Raw genomic sequence first — 20,382 nt, 5'->3', positions numbered from 1 at the left:
GGACCACGTCGGCGCCGACATCATGGACGCCAGCCCGCAAATGGCCTTGGCGGCGGAGTAGGGAGAGCCCTCATCCGGCCTTCGGCCACCTTCTCCCATCCTTCGGACGGGAGAAGGCAAAACCTTTAGAAATTATCGCCTTCTCCCGTGGCTCTTGGGCCATGGGAGAAGGTGCCCGACAGGGCGGATGAGGGCATCTTAACTGTGCGCGATGCAGATCAGCTGCAACTCGGCGCTCGATAGTCCCGCATCAAAATATGTGCAGCCGTGTGGACCCCGCACATCACCTTCGCGGAAATAGCGGCAGGTGGGGCAGGTGCCGAAGCTCGGCTGCTCGCGCCGTTTCAGCTCTGTTTCCAGCAGGTCGGCCAGGCCCTTCGCCAGCCGCCGCCGGTTCTTACCGCTCAAATCATCCAGCGATTTGGAAAACTCCGCCAATGGATCATTCTTTAACGCCTCGCTGCCCTTGGGCGTCAGGCTGAGATTGATCGAGCGCCCCTCATTTTCCCGCGGGGCCTTGGCGATGAAGCCCTTGCGCTCCAGCGCTTTGATGGTTTGCGAAATCGTGCCCTTGGTGGAGCCGAGAAAGCGCGTGAGCGCGATGGGGGAATTGGAAAAGCGGTTGGCCCGCGAGAGATAGCGCAGCGCCTCCCACTGCGCCGGGTTCAAGCCGCCCTCGTGTTCGCCCGCCCGCATCAACCGTGTGAGTCGCTCAAGGGGCCATGCAATGCTCGCGTTATCTATCTTGTCCTTTGCCATTGCCCCGCCTAATGCGCCTCGTCCCAGTTCATCGCGGCCAGCGCATCGACCTGCAGGGGAACTGTCAGCTTCACCGCCGGCTCCGGCGCCTTTTCCATGACGTGCTTCACCACCTTCATCGTCGCCTCGATTTCCGCATCGCGGGTTTCGAAAATCAATTCGTCATGCACCTGCAGCAGCATCTTGGCCGAAAGCTTCGCTGTATCAAGGGCCTCCTGCATGCGGATCATGGCGCGGCGGATAATGTCGGCCGCCGCCCCTTGGATGGGCGCGTTGATGGCGGCCCGCTCCATGAAGGCGCGCTCCGAGGCGTTGGGAGAATTGATCCGGGCGAAATGGCAGCGCCTGCCGAAGATGGTTTCCACATAGCCCTTGTCGCGGGCAAATTTCTTGGTTTCATCCATATAGGTTTTGATGCCAGGGAATCGGCTGAAATAGGTCTTGATATAGTCGCCCGCTTCCTCGCGGCTGATCGACAATTGGTTGGCCAGGCCAAAGGCCGAAATGCCATAGATGATACCGAAATTGATCGCCTTGGCCCGCCGCCGCACGGCGGGATCCATGCCTTTGACCGGCACGCCGAACATTTCGCTTGCCGTCATTGCATGAATATCAAGCCCGTCGGCAAAGGCCTTTTTGAGTTGCGGAATATCCGCCACATGGGCCAGCACGCGAAGCTCGATCTGGCTGTAGTCGGCGCTGATCAGCTTGGTGCCGGGCGGGGCGATGAAGGCAGTGCGGATGCGGCGGCCTTCCTCGGTGCGCACCGGAATATTCTGCAAATTGGGATCGGACGATGAGAGCCGCCCCGTGGAGGTGGCCGCCATCGCATAGCTCGTGTGCACCCGGCCTGTGGTGGGGTTGATGTAGTTGGGCAGCGCATCGGTGTAGGTGGAACGCAACTTGGCAAGCTGCCGCCAGTCCACCACGCGACGCGCCAGCTCAATGCCCTGCGCCGCCAGGTCCTCCAACGCATCTGAATCCGTGCTCCACGCGCCCGTGGCCGTCTTGCGCCCGCCCGGCAGGGCCATCTTGCCAAACAGGATATCACCCAACTGCTTGGGCGAGCCGATGTTGAACGGCCCGCCGGCCTCCTGGAAAATCTGCGCCTCCAGCTCCGTGATGTAGCCCTGCAGCTCGGCCGAGTACTCGTTCATGGCCCCCGAGTCGATGCGCACACCCTCGTACTCAATGCTGCTCAGCACCGGCACCAGCGGGTTTTCCACATCATTCAGCAGGCCCAGCAGGCCCAGCTCTTGCAGCATGGGCTCGAAGACGTGCTTGAGCTGCAGGGTCACGTCGGCGTCCTCGCAGGCGTAGTCCTTCACCTCGGCGGGCGGCACGTCGGCCATCGTAATCTGCTTCTTGCCCTTGGGACCGATGAGGTCCAGAATCGACACCGGCGAGTAGTGCAGGTAGGTTTCGGCCAGCACGTCCATGTTGTGGCGCATGTCGGGCTCGATGAGGTAGTGGGCCAGCATGGTGTCGAACAGCGGCCCGCCCACCTCCACCCCGTAGTGGCGCAGAATGGTGAGGTCGTACTTCACGTTCTGGCCGATTTTCAGGATGCCTTCGGCTTCGAAAAACGGGCAGAACTCGTCCACGATGGCCTGGGTGGCGGCCTGGTCGTCGGCCGGTACGGGCACGTAGTAGGCCTCGCCGGGCAGCCAGCAGAAGCTCAGCCCCACCAGCCGCGCCGTCATGATGTCCAGGCCCGTGGTTTCGGTGTCGAAGCTGACCTCGGCCTGCTGTACCAGGAACGAGAGCAGCGCCTGGCGCAGCGCCGGCGTGTCCATCAGGTGGTACTGGTAGGGCACGTCGGCTAGGCGCTTGCGCGGGCCGGCCGGAGCGCCGTACTGCCCATTTTCCCCCTCTTCAGCGCCGCTGGCCACGGCCCCGTCGCCGGGGTTGCCGAAGAGCGAGGCCTGGCCGCCGGCCGCCGCGCGGGGCCGCCGCGCGCCGGTGGTGCCGGGCTTGGCCACGCCGGCGGGCGTGCGCGCGGGGCCGCCGCTCAGCACGCGGGCCGCCAGCTGCCGGAACTCCAGCTCGTCGAACAGCGCGCGCAGGGTGGCCTCGTCGGGGGCGTCGAGCACCAGCTGGTCGGCCTCAAAGTCCAGCGGCACGTTCACGTGGATGGTGGCCAGCTCCTTGCTCATCAGGCCCTGCTCGGCAAAATTGCGCACGTTTTCCTGCTGCTTGCCCTTGAGCTGGTCAGCGTTGGCAATCAGGTTCTCCACCGAGCCGAACTGCTTAATCAGCGCCTTGGCCGTCTTGTCGCCGATGCCGGGGATGCCGGGAATGTTGTCGGAAGCGTCGCCCTGCAGCCCCAGGATGTCAATCACCTGCTCCACCCGCTCAATCTCGAAGCGGGCCAGCACGTGGGCCACGTCCAGAATTTCGGCCGCGTTTCCCATGAAGGCGGGGCGGTAGATTTTGATGTTTTCCGTCACCAGCTGGCAGTAGTCCTTGTCCGGCGTCATCATGAACACCTCGAAGCCTTCCTTCTCCGCCTTCTGGGCCAGCGTCCCAATCACGTCGTCGGCCTCGAAGCCGTCCATCATCAAAATGGGGATGTGGAAACCCTGGATGATTTTCTTAATGTAGGGAATGGCCACGCCGATGTCCTCCGGCATGGCCTGGCGCTGGGCCTTATAGGCCGCAAACTGCTCGTGCCGGAACGTCTTCTTCGGTCCATCGAAGCACACGCCGATGTGCGTCGGCTTTTCCTTTTGCAGCACCTCCACCAGCGTGTTGGTGAAGCCGAGCACGGCCCCGGTGTTCATGCCCTTGGAGTTGATGCGCGGGTTTTTGCTGAAGGCGAAGTGCGAGCGGTAAATCAGGGCAAAGGCGTCGAGCAGGAAGAGCTTCTTCGCGGGAGCGGTGGGCGCGGTGGTGTCGGTCATGATGGGCGAAAGTACGGTAGCGGAGGATACGTCAACTACCCGCTCACCGCCGGGCGGTTCGGTTGCCGATTGGCTGTTGGCGCCATTGACCCGTTGGGTGGGTTCGCGCTAGGAATGCCCTCTGGCGGTCCAGCATTCTCGGCACCCCGCTTCTGCGTACACCCGGCCATGCGCTACGTCTCCCTCGACCTCGAAACCTCCGGCCCCAACCCGCACCGCCACCAAGTGCTGGAGCTGGCCGCCGTGATTGAAGACTCGCGCCGCCCGCTGCCGCTGGCCGAGCTGCCCGCCTTCCGGCGCGTGGTGCGCCACCCCGAGTACGTGGGCACGGCCGGCGCGCTGGCCCTCAACGCCCGTCTGCTGCAAGAGCTGGCCCTCAAAGAGCCCAACCCCGAGCTGTGCGCCCCCGACGAGCTGGTGCCCCAGCTCCGCGAGTTTTTGCTGGCCCACGGCTTTCGCCTCAACCCCAAGGGTTGCGTGGCCGTGACCATGGCCGGCAAAAACATTGCCTCCTACGACCTCGGCTTTCTCAAGGAACTGCCCGGCTACGGCACCCTGGTGCGCGCCGAGCCCGCCATGCTCGACCCGGCCGCCTTCTACCTCAACTGGCACAAGGACTCGCGCCTCCCCAGCATGAGCATCTGCAAGGCCCGCGCCCGCTTTGCCGATCGCGACGTGGCCCACGAAGCCCTGGCCGACGCCCTGGACGTGGTACGCCTGCTGCGCCCGTTCTACGAGCTGCCGGCCTACCAGCAGGTCCGCGCAGCCTCCCCCGGTTCCTAAATTCGCTGCAAGCTTTTGTAAAAGCCTTCCTGGTACGACTTGCCGATGGGCACGAAGTGGCCGCCGTGCAGGTTGGCCGTGTTGTCCTCAATGGACTCGATGTGCTGGGTGTTGAGCAGGTAGCTGCGGTGCACCCGGATGAAGTTCGGAAACGGCCCCAGGCGGGTTTCCAGCGCTTTGAGCGTGGTGTACACGATGTACTTGTGCTTGGGCGTGACGATGTTCACGTAGTCGGACAGGGCCTCCACGTATAGCACGTCGTCGAAATTGATGCGCACCATGCGGCTGTTGACCTTCACGAACAGGTCGGCGTTGACGGGGCCTTCGGCGGGGGCCGGGGCGCCCGGGGCGGGGCGGGGGCGGGGCTGCACCCGCTGCACGGCCTGCGTGAAACGGGCAAAGTCGAAGGGCTTCACCAAGTAGTCGGTCACGCGCAGCTCAAACGCATCAACGGCAAAATCCTGGCGGGCGGTGGTGATGATGACCTCGGGCGGGTCGGTGAGCACCCGCAGCAGCTCCAGGCCGCTCAGGTGGGGCATCTCAATGTCCAGAAACAGCACGTCAACCTTGTGGCCTTCGCGGAAGAACGTGAGCCCGGCAATGCCATCGGCCAGTGAGGCCACGAGCTTGAGGTTGGGGCTCAGCCCAACGTAGTGTTCGAGGGTCAACCGATTAATCTCGTCGTCGTCAATAATGGCACAAGTCATCATGGGAAAGAAGGACACAAGGTAGAGCGCAAAGATGGTGACCAGCGGGTTTATTCATTCACCGACATAAAGTAACTACCCGCGCAGCAAAAGGCGACAACCACGCGCCGGCAGAAAATAAATAAACAGCCAACGCAGAGCGGTTCGGTGGGGTGCGGGGATGGCCCCGCACCCCCCAAGCGGCCCGGACACCAACCGGCAACCGCTCTAATAAACTTGGAGCGGTGCAAGTGCGCCGCCAGCGGGGCCGCTTTGGTCGGCTCCCCTTGCTTTTTTGGGTGTACGGTGTCGGCCCGTCTTCTCTCCGTGGGGGTGCTTGTGCTGGTGGCCAGTTCGGCGGCGCAGGCCAGCCTCCCCAGTCCCCGCCGCCCCCGGCTTCTCCGGGCCAGTGCGCGAAGCCTCCTGCCGGTCGGCAGCTCGCCGCCCCCGTTCGGTCCTCCACGGCACCGCGCTGACCGTTTAGTGCTAGCGGCCAGCGCTGCGCGGGAAGTTGCTGATGCACAGGTCTCCCATTGCTGACAGCTGACAACTAAAAATCAGCCATTTCCCGCTGCACCAGCGCCTGTACGGCCGGCTGGTCAAAATCGGCTTCGGCGCGGATGTGGGGCATGAGGCGGGCCATGATGGCATCCTGCCGCTGGCCGGCGGCCCAGGCCTCGGCGTAGGGCGTGTGCGAAAACGTGACCTGGGAGTAGAGCGGCGTCCAGCGGCCGGGGAACTGGGCGGCAAGTTTGCCCTCGATTTTCTTTTGCAGCAGGAAGCGCGGGTCGGCCACCCGGTCGCGCATTTCGGTGAAGTTGTACAGGGCCAGGTCGGCCATGGCGTCGGCGTTGGGCTTGCGCTGGGCCTGAAAGGCGCCGAAAATGGCGGGCCAGGCGGCGTCGCCGTGCTGGTCCAGCAGCTCGTTGAGCACGCGGCAATCTTCGAAGCCGGCATTCATGCCCTGGCCGTAAAAAGGCACGATGGCGTGGGAGGCATCCCCGAGCAGCAGCACGTCGTCGGCGTGCTTCCACGGGTAGCAGCGGATGGTCACCAGCGAGCTGGTGGGGTTGTGGAAGTACTCAGTGGCCAGCTGCGGCATCAGGGGCAGGGCATCGGGGAAAACCCGCCCGAAAAAAGCCACCACCTCCGCGGGGGTCCGCAGGGCGGCAAAGCTTTCGGCCCCCTCAAAGGGAAAGTACAGCGTGCCGTTGAACGAGCCGTCGAGGTTGGGCAGCGCAATCATCATGAACTGCCCGCGGGGCCAGATGTGCAGCGCATTTTTTTCCAGCTGCCAGGCGCCCGCGGGGCCGGCCGCAATGGTCAGCTCCTTGTAGCCGTATTCGAGGTAGTCCTGCGAGTAGTCGTAGCGGTCGGTGCGCTGCAAGGCCCCGCGCACCGCCGAAAAAGCGCCGTCGGTGCCAAACAGGCGGGTGTAGGGCTCGCTGTGCGCGTGCTGGGTGGCCGTGTCGAGCAGGTCGAGGCGCTGGTTCTTCAAGTCGATGCCCAGGCACTGCTGGCCGAAGCGCAGGCGCACGTTGGGCCGGGCCTCGGCCAGGTCGAGCAGCCGGCGGTTGAGGTGGCCGCGGTTCACGGAGTAGATGGCCTGGCCATCCTGCCCGTAAGGCTGCCGCGTAAGGGCACCGTGCGCGTCGTGCATCACGCGGCCAGTCATCGGAATGCCCACCTGGCGGATGTCATCGGCCACGCCCACGCCCTCCAGAGCGCGCCAGCCGCGGTCCGAAAGCGCCAGGTTGATGGACCGGCCTTCCTGAAAGCCCGCCCGGCGCGGGTCGGCCCGCCGCTCAAACACCTGCACGGGATGCCCCCGCCGGGCCAGGTACAGGGACAACAAGGAGCCCACCAGCCCGGCGCCCATCACGGTAAGGGGCTCGGCGGGGGAAAATGCGGGGGCAGCGGACGACATAAACGGCGTGGAAAAGGGTGGGGTGGCACCGCGAAGCTACTGCCAGCGCCGCGCCGGGCCCGGAGGCATCCGGGGCGGCGCCGGTAGCAGAACAATCGAACGGGCCTTTGCTACAGTTGAACCGGAAAGCAGTCAAGTTGGTCGGAAAATTCTGGGGCCGCTCAACTGCCGCATGAAAGTTGAGCAATTCCAATCAGTAGAATTAAACTACTTTTCGGTATGATGCATTTTCGTTTTTGGCATAAGCGCATGGGCTACTTTAGGTGGCGCTGCCGCGCGGCTCGCCGCCGGGCGCTCTTTTTGGCTGCTCGCGCGCAGGCCGCGGCCGGGCGCATGCCAGGCGTGGCCGGGCGGCGGCGCCGCAGGGCCGCGGCCGCAACGCCGCCCGCGGCTACGGCCTTGCGCGTGGGAGAGTACCTCGTGAGCGCGGAGGGCGACCCGCAGCTGTTGGGGCACCCCGGCATCAGATACTAGCTGATTTTTACCGGAATAATTTGAATTATAAATTTATAGCAGGCATACCCCATTGATAATGCGCAAAGTGCAAAAAGAAAATGGTAGGTTTACGGCCTCATTTCTTTAATTCCCCTATATGCGTCGAATTTACTTTTACATTGTTTTATGCCTGTTGCTGCCGCTTAGCGGGTGGTCCCAAGCCTCAAGCATCGGCGGTACTGTGCAAACGGAAGCCGGCACGCCCCTGCCCGGGGCGACGGTTATTTTCAAAGGCACCTACACGGGCGGCAGCACCAACGAAGAAGGCCTGTTTCAGCTGAAAGCCGACTTTTCCAAAGGGCCTTTGACGTTGTCGGTGTCCTTCATCGGGTACGAAACCCAGGAGTTGCCGCTGAGCGAGTCTGACAACGCCCTGACGGTCATTCTGCGGCCCAGCGCCGTGCTCGACCAGGTGGTGGTGGCCGCGTCCCGCGTGGAAGAAAGCATTGGCCAGGTGCCGGTGACGGTGGAAAAGCTCGACCAGCGCCAGGTGGAGCAAATCACCACCCCCGACCTGGTGGCCGGCCTGGGCCGCTTCAAGGGCATCGACGTGAGCAGCTCCAGCCTGCTCACCACCAGCTTCAGCACCCGGGGCTTCAACTCCTCTCGCGCCGAGCGGGTCATTCAGCTGGCCGACTACATGGACACCCAGATACCAAGTCTGAGCTCCAACTTCGGCAACCTGCTGGGTATGCCGGTGCTGGACGTGGCCAGCGTGGAAATCGTGCACGGCCCGGCTTCGGCCCTCTACGGTGCCAACGCCTTCAATGGCGTGCTGCTCACCAACTCCAAAGACCCCTTCCTGGACCCCGGCCTGACGGTGCGCGTGCGCGGCGGCACCCGCAACCTGCTCGACGGCCAGTTGCGCTACGCCGTGAAGCTGGGCGAGCGGGTGGCCTTTAAAATCTCGGGGGGGGCCACGGTGGCTGACGACTTTATTGCCAACAACCAAGAAGCCACTTCCGCTTTAATTGAGCCCAGCAACAACCCCGTCGGTTCGGCCGCCGGTTACGATGCGGTGAACCGCTACGGCGACGTGGGCGCCATCACCTTCGGGTCGACGCTTATCAATCCGGCCACTGGGGTGTCGTATAAGGACCGGAACGGCGCGCCCATTGCGACGCCGGCCGCTTTAGTGGGCAAAACCCTATTCTTGCCCGGCTATTCGGAGCGTGAGCTGTTAGCGGGCGACGAGAAAACAAATTCATACAAAGTGGCTCCCAGCCTGGCCGTGTTGCTCAGCAACCGGGTAAAAGCCACACTCGATTACAAGTACACCCAAGCCAACACCACTTACCAGAGTGCCAGCCGCTACCGCTTTTTGAACGGCGGCGCCCACCAAGGCCGTGTGCAGCTGGAAGGCCGCAACTGGTTTGTGCGGGCCTTTAGCACGCACGACCTTTCGGGAAAGCGTGACGCGCAAGGGGACGGCTCTTACAACTTGGGTTTCCTGGGAGGCTTTCTGCAAAACCAGTTGGTGCCCGGCTCCGCCGTCACTTACGGCCAGCGCTACGTGGGCACCTACCTGGGTACCCTAGCCAATGGCCTGAGGGATGGCCAAGGCGCCGACGCCTCGATTCAGGCTGCGGTCAACGCCGCGGCGCCAACTCAACTGCAGCCCGGCACCCCGGAGTTTAACGACGCCCGCAACCGCATCATCCACGACCCGACGCCCGGCCAGGGCGCCCGGCTGGTCATCCGCTCCGTGCTCAACGAGGGCAGCGGGCAGTACACGCTTAAAAACAGTTTCGCCGACCTGACCGTGGGCGGGGCCTACCGGCAGTTTTTGCTGGGCTCCGACGGCAGCTTGTTCGAGGACACGAAGGACGGCGAGCGGATTACCAACTACGAGTTCGGCGCCTACGCCCAGGCCAGCAAAACCCTGTTTGACGAGCACCTGAAGCTGGCCGCCGCCGGCCGCGTCGACCGGTTCCAGAACTTCGGCACGGCGTTTTCGCCCCGCGCCTCGGCGGTGTACTCGCTGGGGTCGGACAAGCTGCAGAACTTCCGCGTCAGCTACAGCCGCGCCTTCCGCGCGCCCACCCAGAACGACCAGTACATCAAGCTCGACGTGGGCCGGGCCATTTTGCTGGGCAACGTGCGCAACGGCTTCGAGGGCTACACCACCGGGCTGACGAGGCAGCTGCCGGGCATCCTGGCCCCCGCCCGCGCCGCCGAGCTGGCCGCTTTCGAGTACAGCGGCCCGGCGCTCAAGCTCGAAGAAGTGAACAGCTACGAAGTGGGCTACCGCGCCCAGCTAGCCAAGAAGCTGTACGTCGACGTGGATTATTTCTACAACACGTACAATGACTTCATCGCCACCCAAAACTTCATCGGCAACACCGACGGCAGCCGGCCCACCGCGGCCCAAATAGCCACCGGGGCCAGTGTGCGCTTCCAGAGCCCGGTGCTGGCCAGCGGTGCGGCCAACGACACCCGCATCATCCAGATTGCGGCCAACGTGGACCAGCGCGTGGAGAGCCAGGGCGCGGGCCTCACGCTGAGCTACGCCTTCGCCCCGGCCCTGACCCTGAGCGGCAACTACAGTTACAACGACCTTATCACCAAGGATTTCAAAGCGGGGACGCAGTCGTTTTTCAACACGCCGCGCCACAAGTTCAACCTGGGCCTGGATGGCCAGGCCCTGGACCGCCAGCTGAGCTACAACGTCAACTACCGCTGGGCCGACGCCTACCTGTACGAGTCGACTTTTGCCACCGGGACCGTGCCCGTGGCCCAGACCCTGGACGCGCAGGTGGGCTACACCATTAAGAGCCTGCGCACGACTTTGCAAGCCGGCGGCTCCAACCTGCTGGCTGCGCCCAACCTGCAGGTGTACGGCGCGCCCAGCATCGGCCGCATCGGCTACGTTGGGCTGCTGTTTGACCTTTAGTAGCTGGCGGAATTACGCGCAAAAAGCCCCACCCTGTGCAGAAACGGTTGGGGCTTTTTTGCGCGGCTGTCCCGGCTTCCTAGCCGTTTCCCAAAATGGGTAAAAAAGGGTGGTGGGAGGCCGCAGAATAGGCCGAGAGTGCCGTAAGAAAGCCGTTTTTCAGCTTGGTACACTCCTTGATACGCGGCGGCAGCGCCTGATTAAATTGCGCTGGTTAGCGTCCAATTATTCTGTTATTGATTACTCTCTACTCGGATGTCCCGTTCCACTTCTGCCCGGCGCCCCAAGCGGCTGCCTGTTCTACCGTTGGCCAGCCCTTTCGCGGCGGCCCTCTCTAATCTCACCGAGGCATTGCCGCCCGGGCCGGAGCCCGTTCCCCCGGGAGCTTTGCGGCTGGGCGACTACGTGATAGGCGAAGGGCTGTACGCCAACGTGAGCGGCCACCCCGGAATTCGCTACTAGCCCGGGGCCCGCGGCGTTTCCGGGCCCGCCACCCACCGAAAGGTCAGGTTGAGGCGCGAGCCCAGCGCGCGGGCCGTCTTGGGCAACGTGTGCTGCCAGCGCTGCTGGGTGGGGCCGCGCATGAGCAGCAAGCTGCCGCTGGGCAAGTCGAGGCCAATGGGGGCGTGGGCCAGTCCGGGCCGGGCCCGCAGGCGGAAGCGGCGCGTGGCTCCCAGGCTCAGGGACGCGATGGCCGGGGCCGGGCCCAGCTCGGGCTCGTCGTCCGAATGCCAGCCCATGCTGTCGCGGCCGTCGCGGTACAGGTTGAGCAGCACGCTGTTGAAGCGGGTCGCGGTGGCGGCTTCCACGCGCCCGCGCAGGGCCAGCAGGGCGGCGGTCCAGGGCCGGGGCTCCCAGGTCAGGCCCGAGTAGGTGTAGCGCGCGGCCGGGTCGCCGTACCAGGCCGTAAGCCGGGGCTGGGGCACCTGCTGCCCAAACAGGCGAATGGACCGCTGCTCCCAGGCCACTTCGGCGGTGAGCTGCGCCAGCAAAGTGGCGGCCTCGGCCGCCGGGAGAAAGGCAGCGTCAAAAAACAGTTCGGCGTCGGGTAGCAGCAGTGGCGACAACGGCATGGGCAGGCAGAAGGAGCAGGTGAGGGCCGGGTGGCTCGGCTCGGCAAGCGGTGAGGGTTAAACTGGCTACTTCGGCATCATGCGTTCCAGCTGCTGCTGCACTTCTTTGGGTTGCTTTTGGATGAGGTAGTTGTTCAGCCTCTGCAAGCCAAAGACCACCGCAAAACACACCGCCAACGGCACCAGCCAGCCCCGGCTCCGGTAGTTCACCACCCCCACGTGCCGCGGCCAAAACCACAGCACGTACGCCAGCACGGCGGGCAGGTTGAACAGGGGCCCGTACCACGGGCTCAGCCCGTAGCGGGGCAGGGCCCAGCTCAAAGCCACCGCTCCCGCCGCACAGTATGCCAACACGAAGAGCACCAGCCCGAGCAGCGCCCGCTTGCGGTCGAGCCGCCACAGGTTGATGCCCAGCAAAGTGCCGCCGGCCAGCAGCGTGAAGGGTATCGAAAACAAGACGATGGTAACCGGCGAGTACAGCGCCGGGCTGGCGGGGTCGTCGTCCGCCGCCGCCGCGGTGGGGTTGGCCGCTGCGGTGGCTTGCCAGCGCTGGGCTTCGGCGGCCTCGTCGACGGTTTGCTGGGCGGCGGCGGCCACTTCCAGGCCGGGGCGCAGGGCCGCTTCTTCGGGGGCCGGCTGCCCGCGGCGGCGCAACTCGGCCAGGGCGGCCAGCACGGCGGCCTCCCGGTACTGGGCATGGCCGGTCACGTACTCGCGCAGGGCCGCGTCGGTTTTGAGCAGCATCTTGGCGGCGTAATCTTCCATGGGAATCAATGAGCAGTTAACAATGAGCAGTTAACAATAAGTAATGAACAATTTGTGATGAACCACGGGCAACCGCCAACGAAGTTTCGGCCAGCAATTGCTCACTGTTCATTGTTCATTGTGAATTGCCTTATCGCAACCCCCGCCCGGTGCACATCGGCAAACGAATTATACAGCGGTACGGGAGCCAGGCGGATGACGTTGGGCTCGCGCCAGTCGGCGATGATGCCCCGCGCCGCCAGGTAGTCGAACAGCTCGCGCCCGTGCTCGGGCACCAGCACCGAAAGCTGGCAGCCGCGCTGGGCCGGGTCGGCCGGGGTGATAATTTCAAGCTGCGACCCGGGCAGTTCCAACTCCTGAATCAGGCGTTCGAGGTAACCGGTGAGCTGCTCGCTCTTGCGGCGCAGCGCGGCCATGCCGCCGGCCCGGTCCACGAGGTCGAGGCTGGCGCGGTGGATGGCCATCGGGAAAATCTGGGCGTTGGAGAGCTGCCAGCCGGCGGCCCCGGGCATGGGCCGGAAGCCTTTCTTCATCTCGAACCGGTCGGCCGGGTCGTGGCCCCACCAGCCGGCCAGGCGCACGAGGTCGGGCCGGTGGGCAAACCGCTCGTGCACGAACACGCCCGAGGTGCCGCCGGGCCCCGAGTTGAGGTACTTATAGGTGCACCAGCAGGCGAAGTCCACGTCCCAGTCGTGCAGGTGCATCTCCAGGTTGCCGGCCGCATGGGCCAGGTCGAAGCCCACGAGGGCGCCCACGGCGTGGCCGGCCCGCGTGATGGCGGCCATATCGAAGGCCTGCCCGGTGTAGTAGTTCACGCCCCCGATGAGCACGGTGGCCAGCGAGGTGCCCAGCTCCTGGATTTTGGCCTCGATGTCGGCGGTGCGCAGGGTGTGCTCGCCGGGCCGGGGCAGCAGCTCCACGATGACGTCGGCGGGGTCAAGGCCGTGCAGGCGGGCCTGGCTTTCGATAGCGTACTGGTCGGAGGGGAAGGCGCCGCCTTCCATCAGAATCTTGTAGCGAGTGGCCGTGGGGCGGTAGAACGACACCAGCAGCAGGTGCAGGTTCACGGTCAGGTTGTTCATCACCACCACTTCCAAGGGCCGGGCGCCCACCAGGCGGGCGGTGGCGGCCGTCAGGGTTTCGTGATAGTGCAGCCAGGGCGCGGTGCCGTGGAAGTGGCCCTCCACGCCCCGCTGCTCCCAGGCCGCAAACTCCTGCTCCACGGCGGCGCGGGCGGCCTTAGGCTGCAGGCCCAGCGAGTTGCCGCACAGGTAGGCGCAGGGCCGCCCGTCGGGGCCGGGCGGCAGGTGAAACTCCCGGCGGAAAGCGGCCAGCGGGTCGGCCGCGTCGAGGGCGGCGGCAGAAAGTGAGGCAGTGACGTAGGTCATGGAAGGGCAAATATCAGGCACCGGGCGCGGGCTTAGCGCCGGGCTTGTGCGGCGGGCGCGGCCACGAACTGCTCGCGGGCCAGCCCCAGCCAGTCCAGCGCGTTCTGGCCCAGCATCTGGGCCTTGACCTCGGCGGGGTACGGCATGGAATTGATGAGCTGGCCCGGCGCCAGCTCGCCCAGCGGGAAGGGGTAGTCGGAGCCGAGGGTGATTTTGTCGGCCCCGAGCGTCTTCACCAGGTAGTCCAGCATCAGCGGGTCGTGCACCAGGGAGTCAACCCAAAACCTGCCCAGGTAGTTGCGCGGGTTGTGGGGGTTGTCGACGGCGCACAGGTCGGGCCGCACCTGCCAGCCGTGCTCGATGCGGCCAATGGTGCTGGCGAAGGTGCCCCCGCCGTGGGCCACGGCCACGCGCAGGTGCGGCAGGCGCTCCAACACGCCACCGAATACCAGGGAGCAGAGCGCCAGGGTGCTTTCGGCGGGCATGCCCACCAGCCAGGGCAGCCAGTATTTGGGCATTTTCTGCTGGGCCATCATGTCCCAGGGGTGCACGAACACGCAGGCGCCCAGCTCGGCCGCGGCGGCAAACACCTCGAACAGCTCCGGGGCGTCGAGGTTCCAGTCGTTGACGTGCGAGCCAATCTGCACGCCGGCCAAGCCGAGGCTCAGGCACCGCTCCAGTTCCTTCACGGCCAGGCCCGGCGCCTGCATCGGCAGGGTGCCCAGGCCCACGTAGCGGGTGGGGTAGCGCCGCACCACGTCGGCGATGTGGTCGTTGAGCCGCTGGCTCAGGTCGAGGCAGTCCAGCGGCTGGGCCCAGTAGCTGAACATCACCGGCACGGTGCTCAGCACCTGCACCTGCACCCCAAATTGGTCGTACTCGCGCAGGCGCACGGCGGGGTCCCAGCAGTTGTCCTGCACCTCGCGGAAGAACTTGTCGTCCTGCATCATGCGGGCGCAGCAGAGCTTGTGGTGCTCCAACCGAATGAACCCGCCGTAGCCGTAGCGCTCCGCCAAATCGGGCCAGCGCTCGGGCAGAATGTGGGTGTGAATGTCGATGGAAAGCATGTTTCTTGAGCTGTTAGCTGCTGGCTATTCGCTGTTAGCTGTCGTTCAATAAAAGCTAACAGCCAGCAGCTAATAGCTAACGGCTACTTAGCTGGGGCTTCCATGTAGGTGCCGCAGTTGGCGCAGGTGCGCAGCGCCTCCGAGGCCCAGAACCGGTTCATGATGGGCGGGAGCTGGGCCACGATGTCGGTGATGGCGGCAAACTCCTCGTGCAGCTTGGTGCCGCAGTTTTCGCAGTACCACTGGAAGCCGTCGAGCTCGCCGGCCTCGCGGTAGCGCTCCAGCACGAGGCCCACCGTGCCGGCCGGGCGGCGCGGCGAGTGGGGCACGTTGGGCGGCAGCAGAAACATCTCGCCGGGCCCGATGGTGATGTCGACCGGCTGTCCGTCCTCCATAATCTTGACGGTCATCGTGCCTTCCACCTGCCAAAACAGCTCCTCGCCGGCGTCGACGTGGTAGTCTTTGCGGGCGTTGGGGCCGCCCACCACCATCACGATAAAGTCTTTGTTGTCCTTGAATACCTGCTGGTTGCCCACCGGGGGCTTGAGCAGGTGGCGGTGTTCATCAATCCAGAGCTGAACGTTGAAGGGGCGGGCTACCATTGCTAATAAAAAGATTAAAAATTTAATAATGCGCTGGGTCGCGGCCAGCCGTTACGCTTGCTGCTGTGGCATCGCCGCGGCTGGCTGCTCCGTTGGGTAGGCGATGAAATAATAGTTTAGCCCCTGCTCAAACTGCTGCACCAGCTCGGCGCGACCGAACGGGGGCCGGCCCACCAGCCAGCGGGCCATGGTGGAGATGTGCATGTTTTGCGGGGCGCTGGTCAGCAGGTCGTAGAGGTGCTCCGGGCGGGTGCCGTAGTAGTCCGAAGCGCCCAGCCCGTGCTCGAACACGATGACCGGGCGGCTAGCCGCAATGAGGGCCGTGGCCCCTCGCAGCACCTCCAGCTCGGCTCCTTCCACGTCAATCTTAATCAGGGCGACGGGGGTGCCGGCGGGCAGCACGGCATCGAGGCGCTCCTTGCGCACGGTGATGAGCGTGTCCTGCTCGTCGGCCCGGTCGTACTTGCGCTTCACGAAGCCGCTGTAGGCCGGGTTGCTCACCACGTAGTTGAAGGAGGCTTCGCCGGGAGCGTCGCTCAGGCCCAGCTGGTAGAAGTGACAGTTGGGCCGGTCGGCGAAGGTCGTTGTGAGATGTTCAAACAGCGCCGGGATGGGCTCGAAGCCGTAGTGCTGGCCCTGCGGCGCGTAGCGGAGCATCAGCTCCAGCACCTCGCCCTTGTGGCAGCCCACGTCCACGCAACTAGCGCCGGGGCGTAGCACCCGTTGCAGCACCCGCCGGGTATCGCGGTCGTACTGCTGGTTCTTGGTGAAGGCAACGGGCAGGCGCTTGAGCAATTTTTTGAGGAGTTCCTTCATGCAATTTTTGGGCGTGTATTGATTCGGTTGAGCAGCACTAAGCTTCACGCGCTGGTTCGTGCAGCGGTACCGCGCCCGGTTTGCCCACCGAGCAGCGCCAAGCGAAAAAAGCTCGTGGGCCACTTGGAGCGCAGGCATTTGGCTTCGCGCACCCACGCTGGGCGGCTCACGTGTTTCATAACGGGTTGATTACGCGCTTCATCTTCACACTTCTTGTTCTAGCTTTCCGTATCCTTAACAAACACACGACCCAAATCTTAAACTAGGCCGCCCGGAGCGCGACTGGCGGGATGGCACGGCACCCCGCGAACGGACCCAACAAGGCCGGCAAATATACCAACCGCCCCCGCCCGTGGCCTGCCCCGGCCCGCCGCTCTTGAACGGGGCGGCTACTTTTAGCCCATGAACCTTTCCCTCGCTCCCTACCGCGCCCTGGTGGGCGGCAGCACCCAGGGCATCGGCCGTGCCGTGGCCCAGGCCCTGGCCGAAGACGGCTGCGCCGTCACGCTGCTGGCCCGCAACGAACCCCGCTTGCGCGAAACCGCCGCCGCCCTGCCCGCGCCCACCAACCACACGCACGACTACCTGGTGGCCGATTTCGACGACCCGGACCACCTGGCACAAGTGGTGCGCAATTACTTGAGCCAGCATCCCGGCGGCTTCCATATTTTGGTCAATAACACCGGCGGCCCCCCCAGCGGCCCGTTGCTGGATGCGCCGGTGGCCGCGCTGCAGCTCGCCTTCAACCAGCACGTGGTGTGCAACCACCTGCTGGCCCAGGCCGTGGTGCCGGCCATGCGGGCCGCCGGCTTCGGGCGCATCATCAATGTGGTGAGCACGTCGGTCAAAATCCCGCTGCCGGGCCTGGGCGTGAGCAACACCGTCCGCGGGGCCGTGGCCAGCTGGGCCAAAACCCTGGCCACCGAGTTGGGCCCGCACGGCATCACGGTGAACAACGTGCTGCCCGGCGCCACCCTCACCCGGCGCCACGCCTCGCTCATCGAGAAAACGGCCGCCCAAACCGGCCGGTCCGCCGAAGCCATCGAGGCCGAGATGCTCCAACTGATTCCGGCCCGGCGCTTCGGGCTGGCGGCGGAAGTGGCCGCCGCCGTGGCCTTCCTGGCCTCGCCGGCCGCGGGCTACATCACCGGCACCAGCGTGCCCGTGGACGGTGGCCGTACGGGCAGCCTGTGAGGTGCTACTAGTTGTCAGTTGTTCGTTGGCAGTTGTCAGCAATGTTCTGGAATCAATGCCGGCTGGTCGGCCAGCCGACTGCCAACTGCCGACTGCCGACTGCCGACTAACAACTAAATTTGCCCGCCCTAAGCCCTTCTTGTATTTTGGTAAAATTCGACACGCTCTCCATCGTTATTCCGGTCTACAACGAAGCCCGCACCATCCACCAGATTCTGGATTTGCTGCGCGAGCTGAAGCTGGTCAACAACATCGGCAAGGAAATTATCCTCGTCAACGACTGCTCCACCGACGGCTCGGCCGACACCATCCGGGCCTACGCGGCCCGTTACCCGGAGCTGGGCCTGCGCCTGCTGGAGCACGCCGTGAACCAGGGCAAAGGCGCCGCCCTGCACACCGGCATCCGCGAGGCCACCGGCGACTACGTCATCATTCAGGACGCCGACCTGGAGTACGACCCCGAAGAATACAACCTGCTGATCAAGCCTATTCTCAAGGGCTTTGCCGACGTCGTGTTTGGCTCGCGCTTCATGGGCGGCAACCCCCACCGCATCCTGTTCTTCTGGCACAGCATCGGCAACTCGGTGCTCACCTTTCTCTCCAACATGTGCACCGACCTGAACCTGACGGACATGGAGACGTGCTACAAGCTGTTCCGGCGCGACATCATCCAAGGCCTGATGCTGGAGGAAAACCGCTTCGGCTTCGAGCCCGAGGTAACGGCCAAAGTAGCCCGCGTGAAGGACGTGCGCATCTACGAAGTGGGCATCAGCTACTACGGCCGCACCTACGCCGAGGGCAAGAAAATCGGCTGGCGCGACGGGTTTCGGGCCATCTTCTGCATCGTGAAGTACGGGCTGCTGGGACAGTAGATGAAAAGCGCTACTCCGAGGGCACCGTGCGGAATGCTACGTTGGCGCGCCTGAACAGTGACCGAGCTATGGTAGGGCCTTCGTTGATAGCGGCCAGAACGGCCATAAATGGCAATAACCAAGCTACTCGTCCTTGCAGCCGGTCCAGTACGTTGGCCAACGCTCCAGTGACGAAGGCATTTGCTACTAAATATAATCCGACTATCAGCAGCAGGAGTACGAATTTATCATCACCGTATAGGACTAGTGATGTAGAATTGGCCGCACCCGTCGAGTTTGGTTTCCAGAACCGCATCATTAAGCTGCCTAGTACCAGCAGCGCCAGCAGTTGAGCCCCGTACGTACGTTCGTTGAGTGAAGCAAAGGAAAGCTGTCCCCGGTTTTGCTGTGACGATAGGTACTCCTTCAATTCGTACCCGGCAAAGTTCTGCACTTTCCAATACGGGTTGGTATTTTCGCGAAATGGAACCAGTCCGTCGCCATGTCCGACGTGCGTTAACTGCCGCAAAGTAGCCTGCACACTTTCACTAACCAAGTAAGGATAGTAGCGGGGAGTGGTTAAGATATTGCTGATAATCTGCCGGTATTCTGTCAAATTAGCTTCCAGGCCACCCGTCTGGTTATACGGGCTGTTGCCATCCCACATGAACCCGATGGCATCGTTTGGCAATTTATCCCGAAACGCACAAAGCTTATAATTCGTCTCGGGGTTGCAGTTGCGGGCCAGATAATTGTCGAGCACTCCCATTTCGCAAAGTCGGGCCATCAAAAAAGCGGGCGAGGCCCTCGAAATTGTGAACCCACCCCCAAACCCTGCGTGGATGGCGGGAAGCACCAGCCAACTGCTCAGTACCACGGCCGTGACCGCTAGCCACTGGCCCCGGCCCACCAGTCCCCGGCTGAACAAGCGCTGCCTGAAGGCGACGAGCCCGAACCCCAACACCACCATCGTATGAATGAGTGGGTGTGAGTTGTGGACCAGCGAAGCCAGCAGCAATAAGGCCAACAGCCCCAGTTGCTCACTCCGTGACCGAAACCGGCCCAGCAGCAGCAAGCCCAAGCACAGCATGCCAATGGCAGCAAAGATATCCGGCATGAGTTGGCTGCAGTACCAAGACAGGCCCGTGAGCCAGGTCGTAAACCCCACCACGGCCAATCTCCCAAAGTTAGATGCAACGCGAGGCGCAAACACCGCCACGTAGCGCAATAGTAGCCAGGCCAGCAGTATGCCTTGAACGAAAATGACCAACCACAGCGAAAATTTCAGGCCCGTTGCCCGGATGAACAGTCCGTACACGATGGGCCGGTCAGCCGGGACGGTGTACTCAAGAGCGCTATTGATGTAAGTGCCACTGTCGGACGTTACCAGGGGAAACCCGTTGTAGAGGCCTGCGCTGATGGCAATAAGACAGCCCACCATCAAGGTGAGCGGAGCGGCTAGGCGCTGGCGTGAGGGTAAGGCCATGAAGTAATGCTAGTGTGCAATGCAGCCGTTAGGCGCTAGTGCGGATGCATGGTGCAACACACCGATTTCGAGGCTTAAATCCATCGCCACCGGAGCAGGCCAACGTTGCTTGTAGTTGCCTAAGGGGGTGCCGGGTGCCCTAGCGCAGTGCCGTCAGTTGAATGTCGTCAACGTAAGCTGGCCCCGTGGACCCCGCCCTCCACAAGAACATTACGATTTGAGAAGAATAGCCAGCAGAAGCCGGGAAGTTAACTTCTTTGCTAATTTTCACCCATTTGCCGTACTCCTTCACTTGGCTGCCCAGCTCAATCCCATCCCCCAAAATATCCTTTCCCCCAGCGGCCTCTTTCAAGATAAAGCCGAGCTTGGCCGTTGCTTCCTTGTTGGGCATGTAGGCCCACGCGTCCATTTTAATACCGCGGATGCGGGTGCTGCTCAATTGACCCAAGATAACCGAATAGCTCAGGCTGAACTCGTGATTCTGGTCAACTTTGAGGCTGTAGAGCCCCGAGTGTGCCTTCTCTTTGGTAATCGTACTCGGGTCGGGCACCCATCCTACCAGCGATTCAAAGTCGGTGGTTAAGATGGCGTCCTTACTGGGAGCGGTCGAATCATCATTGCCGCAGGCAGCTAGTGCCGCCATAGGCAGCGCAAAAAACAGGTTTTTCATGTAATGCATAAAGAAGGGTCCCGG

Annotated in this window: 17 protein-coding genes; 5 read left to right on the top strand and 12 right to left on the bottom strand. The window is 63.6% G+C overall.

All coding sequences use genetic code 11. The features are described from left to right. Positions 1–198 precede the first annotated feature (198 nt). The gene (locus RMO51_RS15730) at positions 199–759 is read right to left on the bottom strand and encodes a MarR family transcriptional regulator (RefSeq protein WP_310396201.1); all 561 of its coding nucleotides are present in this window, start codon (positions 757–759) and stop codon (positions 199–201) included. A gap of 8 nt (positions 760–767) precedes the next feature. Then, positions 768–3,662 carry a DNA polymerase I gene (polA, locus tag RMO51_RS15725; RefSeq protein WP_310396200.1) on the bottom strand — a complete coding sequence of 965 codons (2,895 nt, stop codon included), beginning with the start codon at positions 3,660–3,662 and terminating at the stop codon, positions 768–770. A gap of 168 nt (positions 3,663–3,830) precedes the next feature. On the opposite strand from polA, the gene RMO51_RS15720 reads away from it, so the two are divergent. After that, entirely contained in the window at positions 3,831–4,445 is a 615-nt protein-coding gene (locus RMO51_RS15720) for a hypothetical protein (RefSeq protein WP_310396199.1), read from the top strand. Here the strand turns inward: RMO51_RS15720 and RMO51_RS15715 are convergent. Next, on the bottom strand, positions 4,442–5,155 hold the full coding sequence (locus RMO51_RS15715) for a LytTR family DNA-binding domain-containing protein (protein WP_310396197.1): 714 nt from the start codon (positions 5,153–5,155) through the stop codon (positions 4,442–4,444). The two genes, RMO51_RS15720 and RMO51_RS15715, sit on opposite strands and share 4 nt — an antisense overlap. A 526-nt stretch (positions 5,156–5,681) precedes the next feature. Next, on the bottom strand, positions 5,682–7,058 hold the full coding sequence (locus tag RMO51_RS15710) for an NAD(P)/FAD-dependent oxidoreductase (RefSeq protein WP_310396195.1): 1,377 nt from the start codon (positions 7,056–7,058) through the stop codon (positions 5,682–5,684). Positions 7,059–7,650: 592 nt separating this feature from the next. Here RMO51_RS15710 and RMO51_RS15705 point away from each other — a divergent pair. Together RMO51_RS15705 and RMO51_RS15700 are read left to right on the top strand one after the other, a co-directional pair. Continuing rightward, positions 7,651–10,446, top strand: coding sequence for a TonB-dependent receptor (locus RMO51_RS15705; RefSeq protein WP_310396193.1), 2,796 nt, complete (start codon positions 7,651–7,653; stop codon positions 10,444–10,446). A gap of 255 nt (positions 10,447–10,701) precedes the next feature. Then, positions 10,702–10,908: a hypothetical protein gene (locus tag RMO51_RS15700; protein ID WP_310396191.1), complete on the top strand. Its 207-nt coding sequence runs from the start codon at positions 10,702–10,704 to the stop codon at positions 10,906–10,908. Here RMO51_RS15700 and RMO51_RS15695 read toward each other — a convergent pair. The 6 genes from RMO51_RS15695 to RMO51_RS15670 all read right to left on the bottom strand — a co-directional run bounded on the left by RMO51_RS15695 (position 10,905) and on the right by RMO51_RS15670 (position 16,157). After that, complete coding sequence (locus RMO51_RS15695; protein WP_310396190.1) at positions 10,905–11,519, bottom strand: alpha-ketoglutarate-dependent dioxygenase AlkB; 615 nt, start codon at positions 11,517–11,519, stop codon at positions 10,905–10,907. The genes RMO51_RS15700 and RMO51_RS15695 overlap by 4 nt on opposite strands. A 66-nt stretch (positions 11,520–11,585) precedes the next feature. Next, a complete protein-coding gene (locus RMO51_RS15690; protein ID WP_310396188.1) occupies positions 11,586–12,284 on the bottom strand; it encodes a hypothetical protein in 699 nt (232 codons plus the stop codon). Positions 12,285–12,385: 101 nt separating this feature from the next. Further along, positions 12,386–13,672: a kynureninase gene (kynU, locus tag RMO51_RS15685; protein ID WP_310396186.1), complete on the bottom strand. Its 1,287-nt coding sequence runs from the start codon at positions 13,670–13,672 to the stop codon at positions 12,386–12,388. Positions 13,673–13,704: 32 nt separating this feature from the next. Continuing rightward, positions 13,705–14,739, bottom strand: a complete 1,035-nt coding sequence (locus RMO51_RS15680; protein ID WP_310396184.1) for an amidohydrolase family protein — start codon at positions 14,737–14,739, stop codon at positions 13,705–13,707. Between the two features lie 83 nt (positions 14,740–14,822). Continuing rightward, complete coding sequence (locus RMO51_RS15675) at positions 14,823–15,341, bottom strand: 3-hydroxyanthranilate 3,4-dioxygenase (RefSeq protein ID WP_310396182.1); 519 nt, start codon at positions 15,339–15,341, stop codon at positions 14,823–14,825. Positions 15,342–15,392: 51 nt separating this feature from the next. Then, entirely contained in the window at positions 15,393–16,157 is a 765-nt protein-coding gene (locus RMO51_RS15670; protein WP_310396180.1) for an FkbM family methyltransferase, read from the bottom strand. 402 nt (positions 16,158–16,559) lie between these two features. Between RMO51_RS15670 and RMO51_RS15665 the strand changes: the two genes are divergently transcribed. Continuing rightward, a complete protein-coding gene (locus RMO51_RS15665; protein WP_310396178.1) occupies positions 16,560–17,351 on the top strand; it encodes an SDR family oxidoreductase in 792 nt (263 codons plus the stop codon). Positions 17,352–17,497: 146 nt separating this feature from the next. Then, the gene (locus tag RMO51_RS15660) at positions 17,498–18,223 is read left to right on the top strand and encodes a glycosyltransferase family 2 protein (protein ID WP_310396176.1); all 726 of its coding nucleotides are present in this window, start codon (positions 17,498–17,500) and stop codon (positions 18,221–18,223) included. Between the two features lie 10 nt (positions 18,224–18,233). Here RMO51_RS15660 and RMO51_RS15655 read toward each other — a convergent pair whose 3' ends face one another. After that, positions 18,234–19,688, bottom strand: a complete 1,455-nt coding sequence (locus tag RMO51_RS15655; RefSeq protein WP_310396174.1) for a hypothetical protein — start codon at positions 19,686–19,688, stop codon at positions 18,234–18,236. Between the two features lie 139 nt (positions 19,689–19,827). Continuing rightward, entirely contained in the window at positions 19,828–20,358 is a 531-nt protein-coding gene (locus tag RMO51_RS15650) for a hypothetical protein (protein ID WP_310396172.1), read from the bottom strand. Positions 20,359–20,382 lie beyond the last annotated feature (24 nt).

This window comes from Hymenobacter sp. (genome assembly GCF_031398885.1).
Classification (GTDB): domain Bacteria; phylum Bacteroidota; class Bacteroidia; order Cytophagales; family Hymenobacteraceae; genus Hymenobacter.
This window is presented reverse-complemented; position numbering and strand designations above follow the sequence as displayed.

Excerpts from the sequence above, each read along its gene's own strand:
- RMO51_RS15700 (WP_310396191.1), top strand. The coding sequence starts at position 10,702 with ATGTCCCGTTCCACTTCTGCCCGGCGCCCCAAGCGGCTGCCTGTTCTA.
- RMO51_RS15675 (WP_310396182.1), bottom strand. The coding sequence starts at position 15,341 with ATGGTAGCCCGCCCCTTCAACGTTCAGCTCTGGATTGATGAACACCGC.
- RMO51_RS15690 (WP_310396188.1), bottom strand. The coding sequence starts at position 12,284 with ATGGAAGATTACGCCGCCAAGATGCTGCTCAAAACCGACGCGGCCCTG.
- RMO51_RS15680 (WP_310396184.1), bottom strand. The coding sequence starts at position 14,739 with ATGCTTTCCATCGACATTCACACCCACATTCTGCCCGAGCGCTGGCCC.
- RMO51_RS15710 (WP_310396195.1), bottom strand. The coding sequence starts at position 7,058 with ATGTCGTCCGCTGCCCCCGCATTTTCCCCCGCCGAGCCCCTTACCGTG.
- RMO51_RS15705 (WP_310396193.1), top strand. The coding sequence starts at position 7,651 with ATGCGTCGAATTTACTTTTACATTGTTTTATGCCTGTTGCTGCCGCTT.
- RMO51_RS15655 (WP_310396174.1), bottom strand. The coding sequence starts at position 19,688 with ATGGCCTTACCCTCACGCCAGCGCCTAGCCGCTCCGCTCACCTTGATG.
- RMO51_RS15715 (WP_310396197.1), bottom strand. The coding sequence starts at position 5,155 with ATGATGACTTGTGCCATTATTGACGACGACGAGATTAATCGGTTGACC.
- RMO51_RS15650 (WP_310396172.1), bottom strand. The coding sequence starts at position 20,358 with ATGAAAAACCTGTTTTTTGCGCTGCCTATGGCGGCACTAGCTGCCTGC.
- RMO51_RS15670 (WP_310396180.1), bottom strand. The coding sequence starts at position 16,157 with ATGAAGGAACTCCTCAAAAAATTGCTCAAGCGCCTGCCCGTTGCCTTC.
- RMO51_RS15730 (WP_310396201.1), bottom strand. The coding sequence starts at position 759 with ATGGCAAAGGACAAGATAGATAACGCGAGCATTGCATGGCCCCTTGAG.
- RMO51_RS15665 (WP_310396178.1), top strand. The coding sequence starts at position 16,560 with ATGAACCTTTCCCTCGCTCCCTACCGCGCCCTGGTGGGCGGCAGCACC.
- RMO51_RS15695 (WP_310396190.1), bottom strand. The coding sequence starts at position 11,519 with ATGCCGTTGTCGCCACTGCTGCTACCCGACGCCGAACTGTTTTTTGAC.
- kynU (WP_310396186.1), bottom strand. The coding sequence starts at position 13,672 with ATGACCTACGTCACTGCCTCACTTTCTGCCGCCGCCCTCGACGCGGCC.
- polA (WP_310396200.1), bottom strand. The coding sequence starts at position 3,662 with ATGACCGACACCACCGCGCCCACCGCTCCCGCGAAGAAGCTCTTCCTG.
- RMO51_RS15720 (WP_310396199.1), top strand. The coding sequence starts at position 3,831 with ATGCGCTACGTCTCCCTCGACCTCGAAACCTCCGGCCCCAACCCGCAC.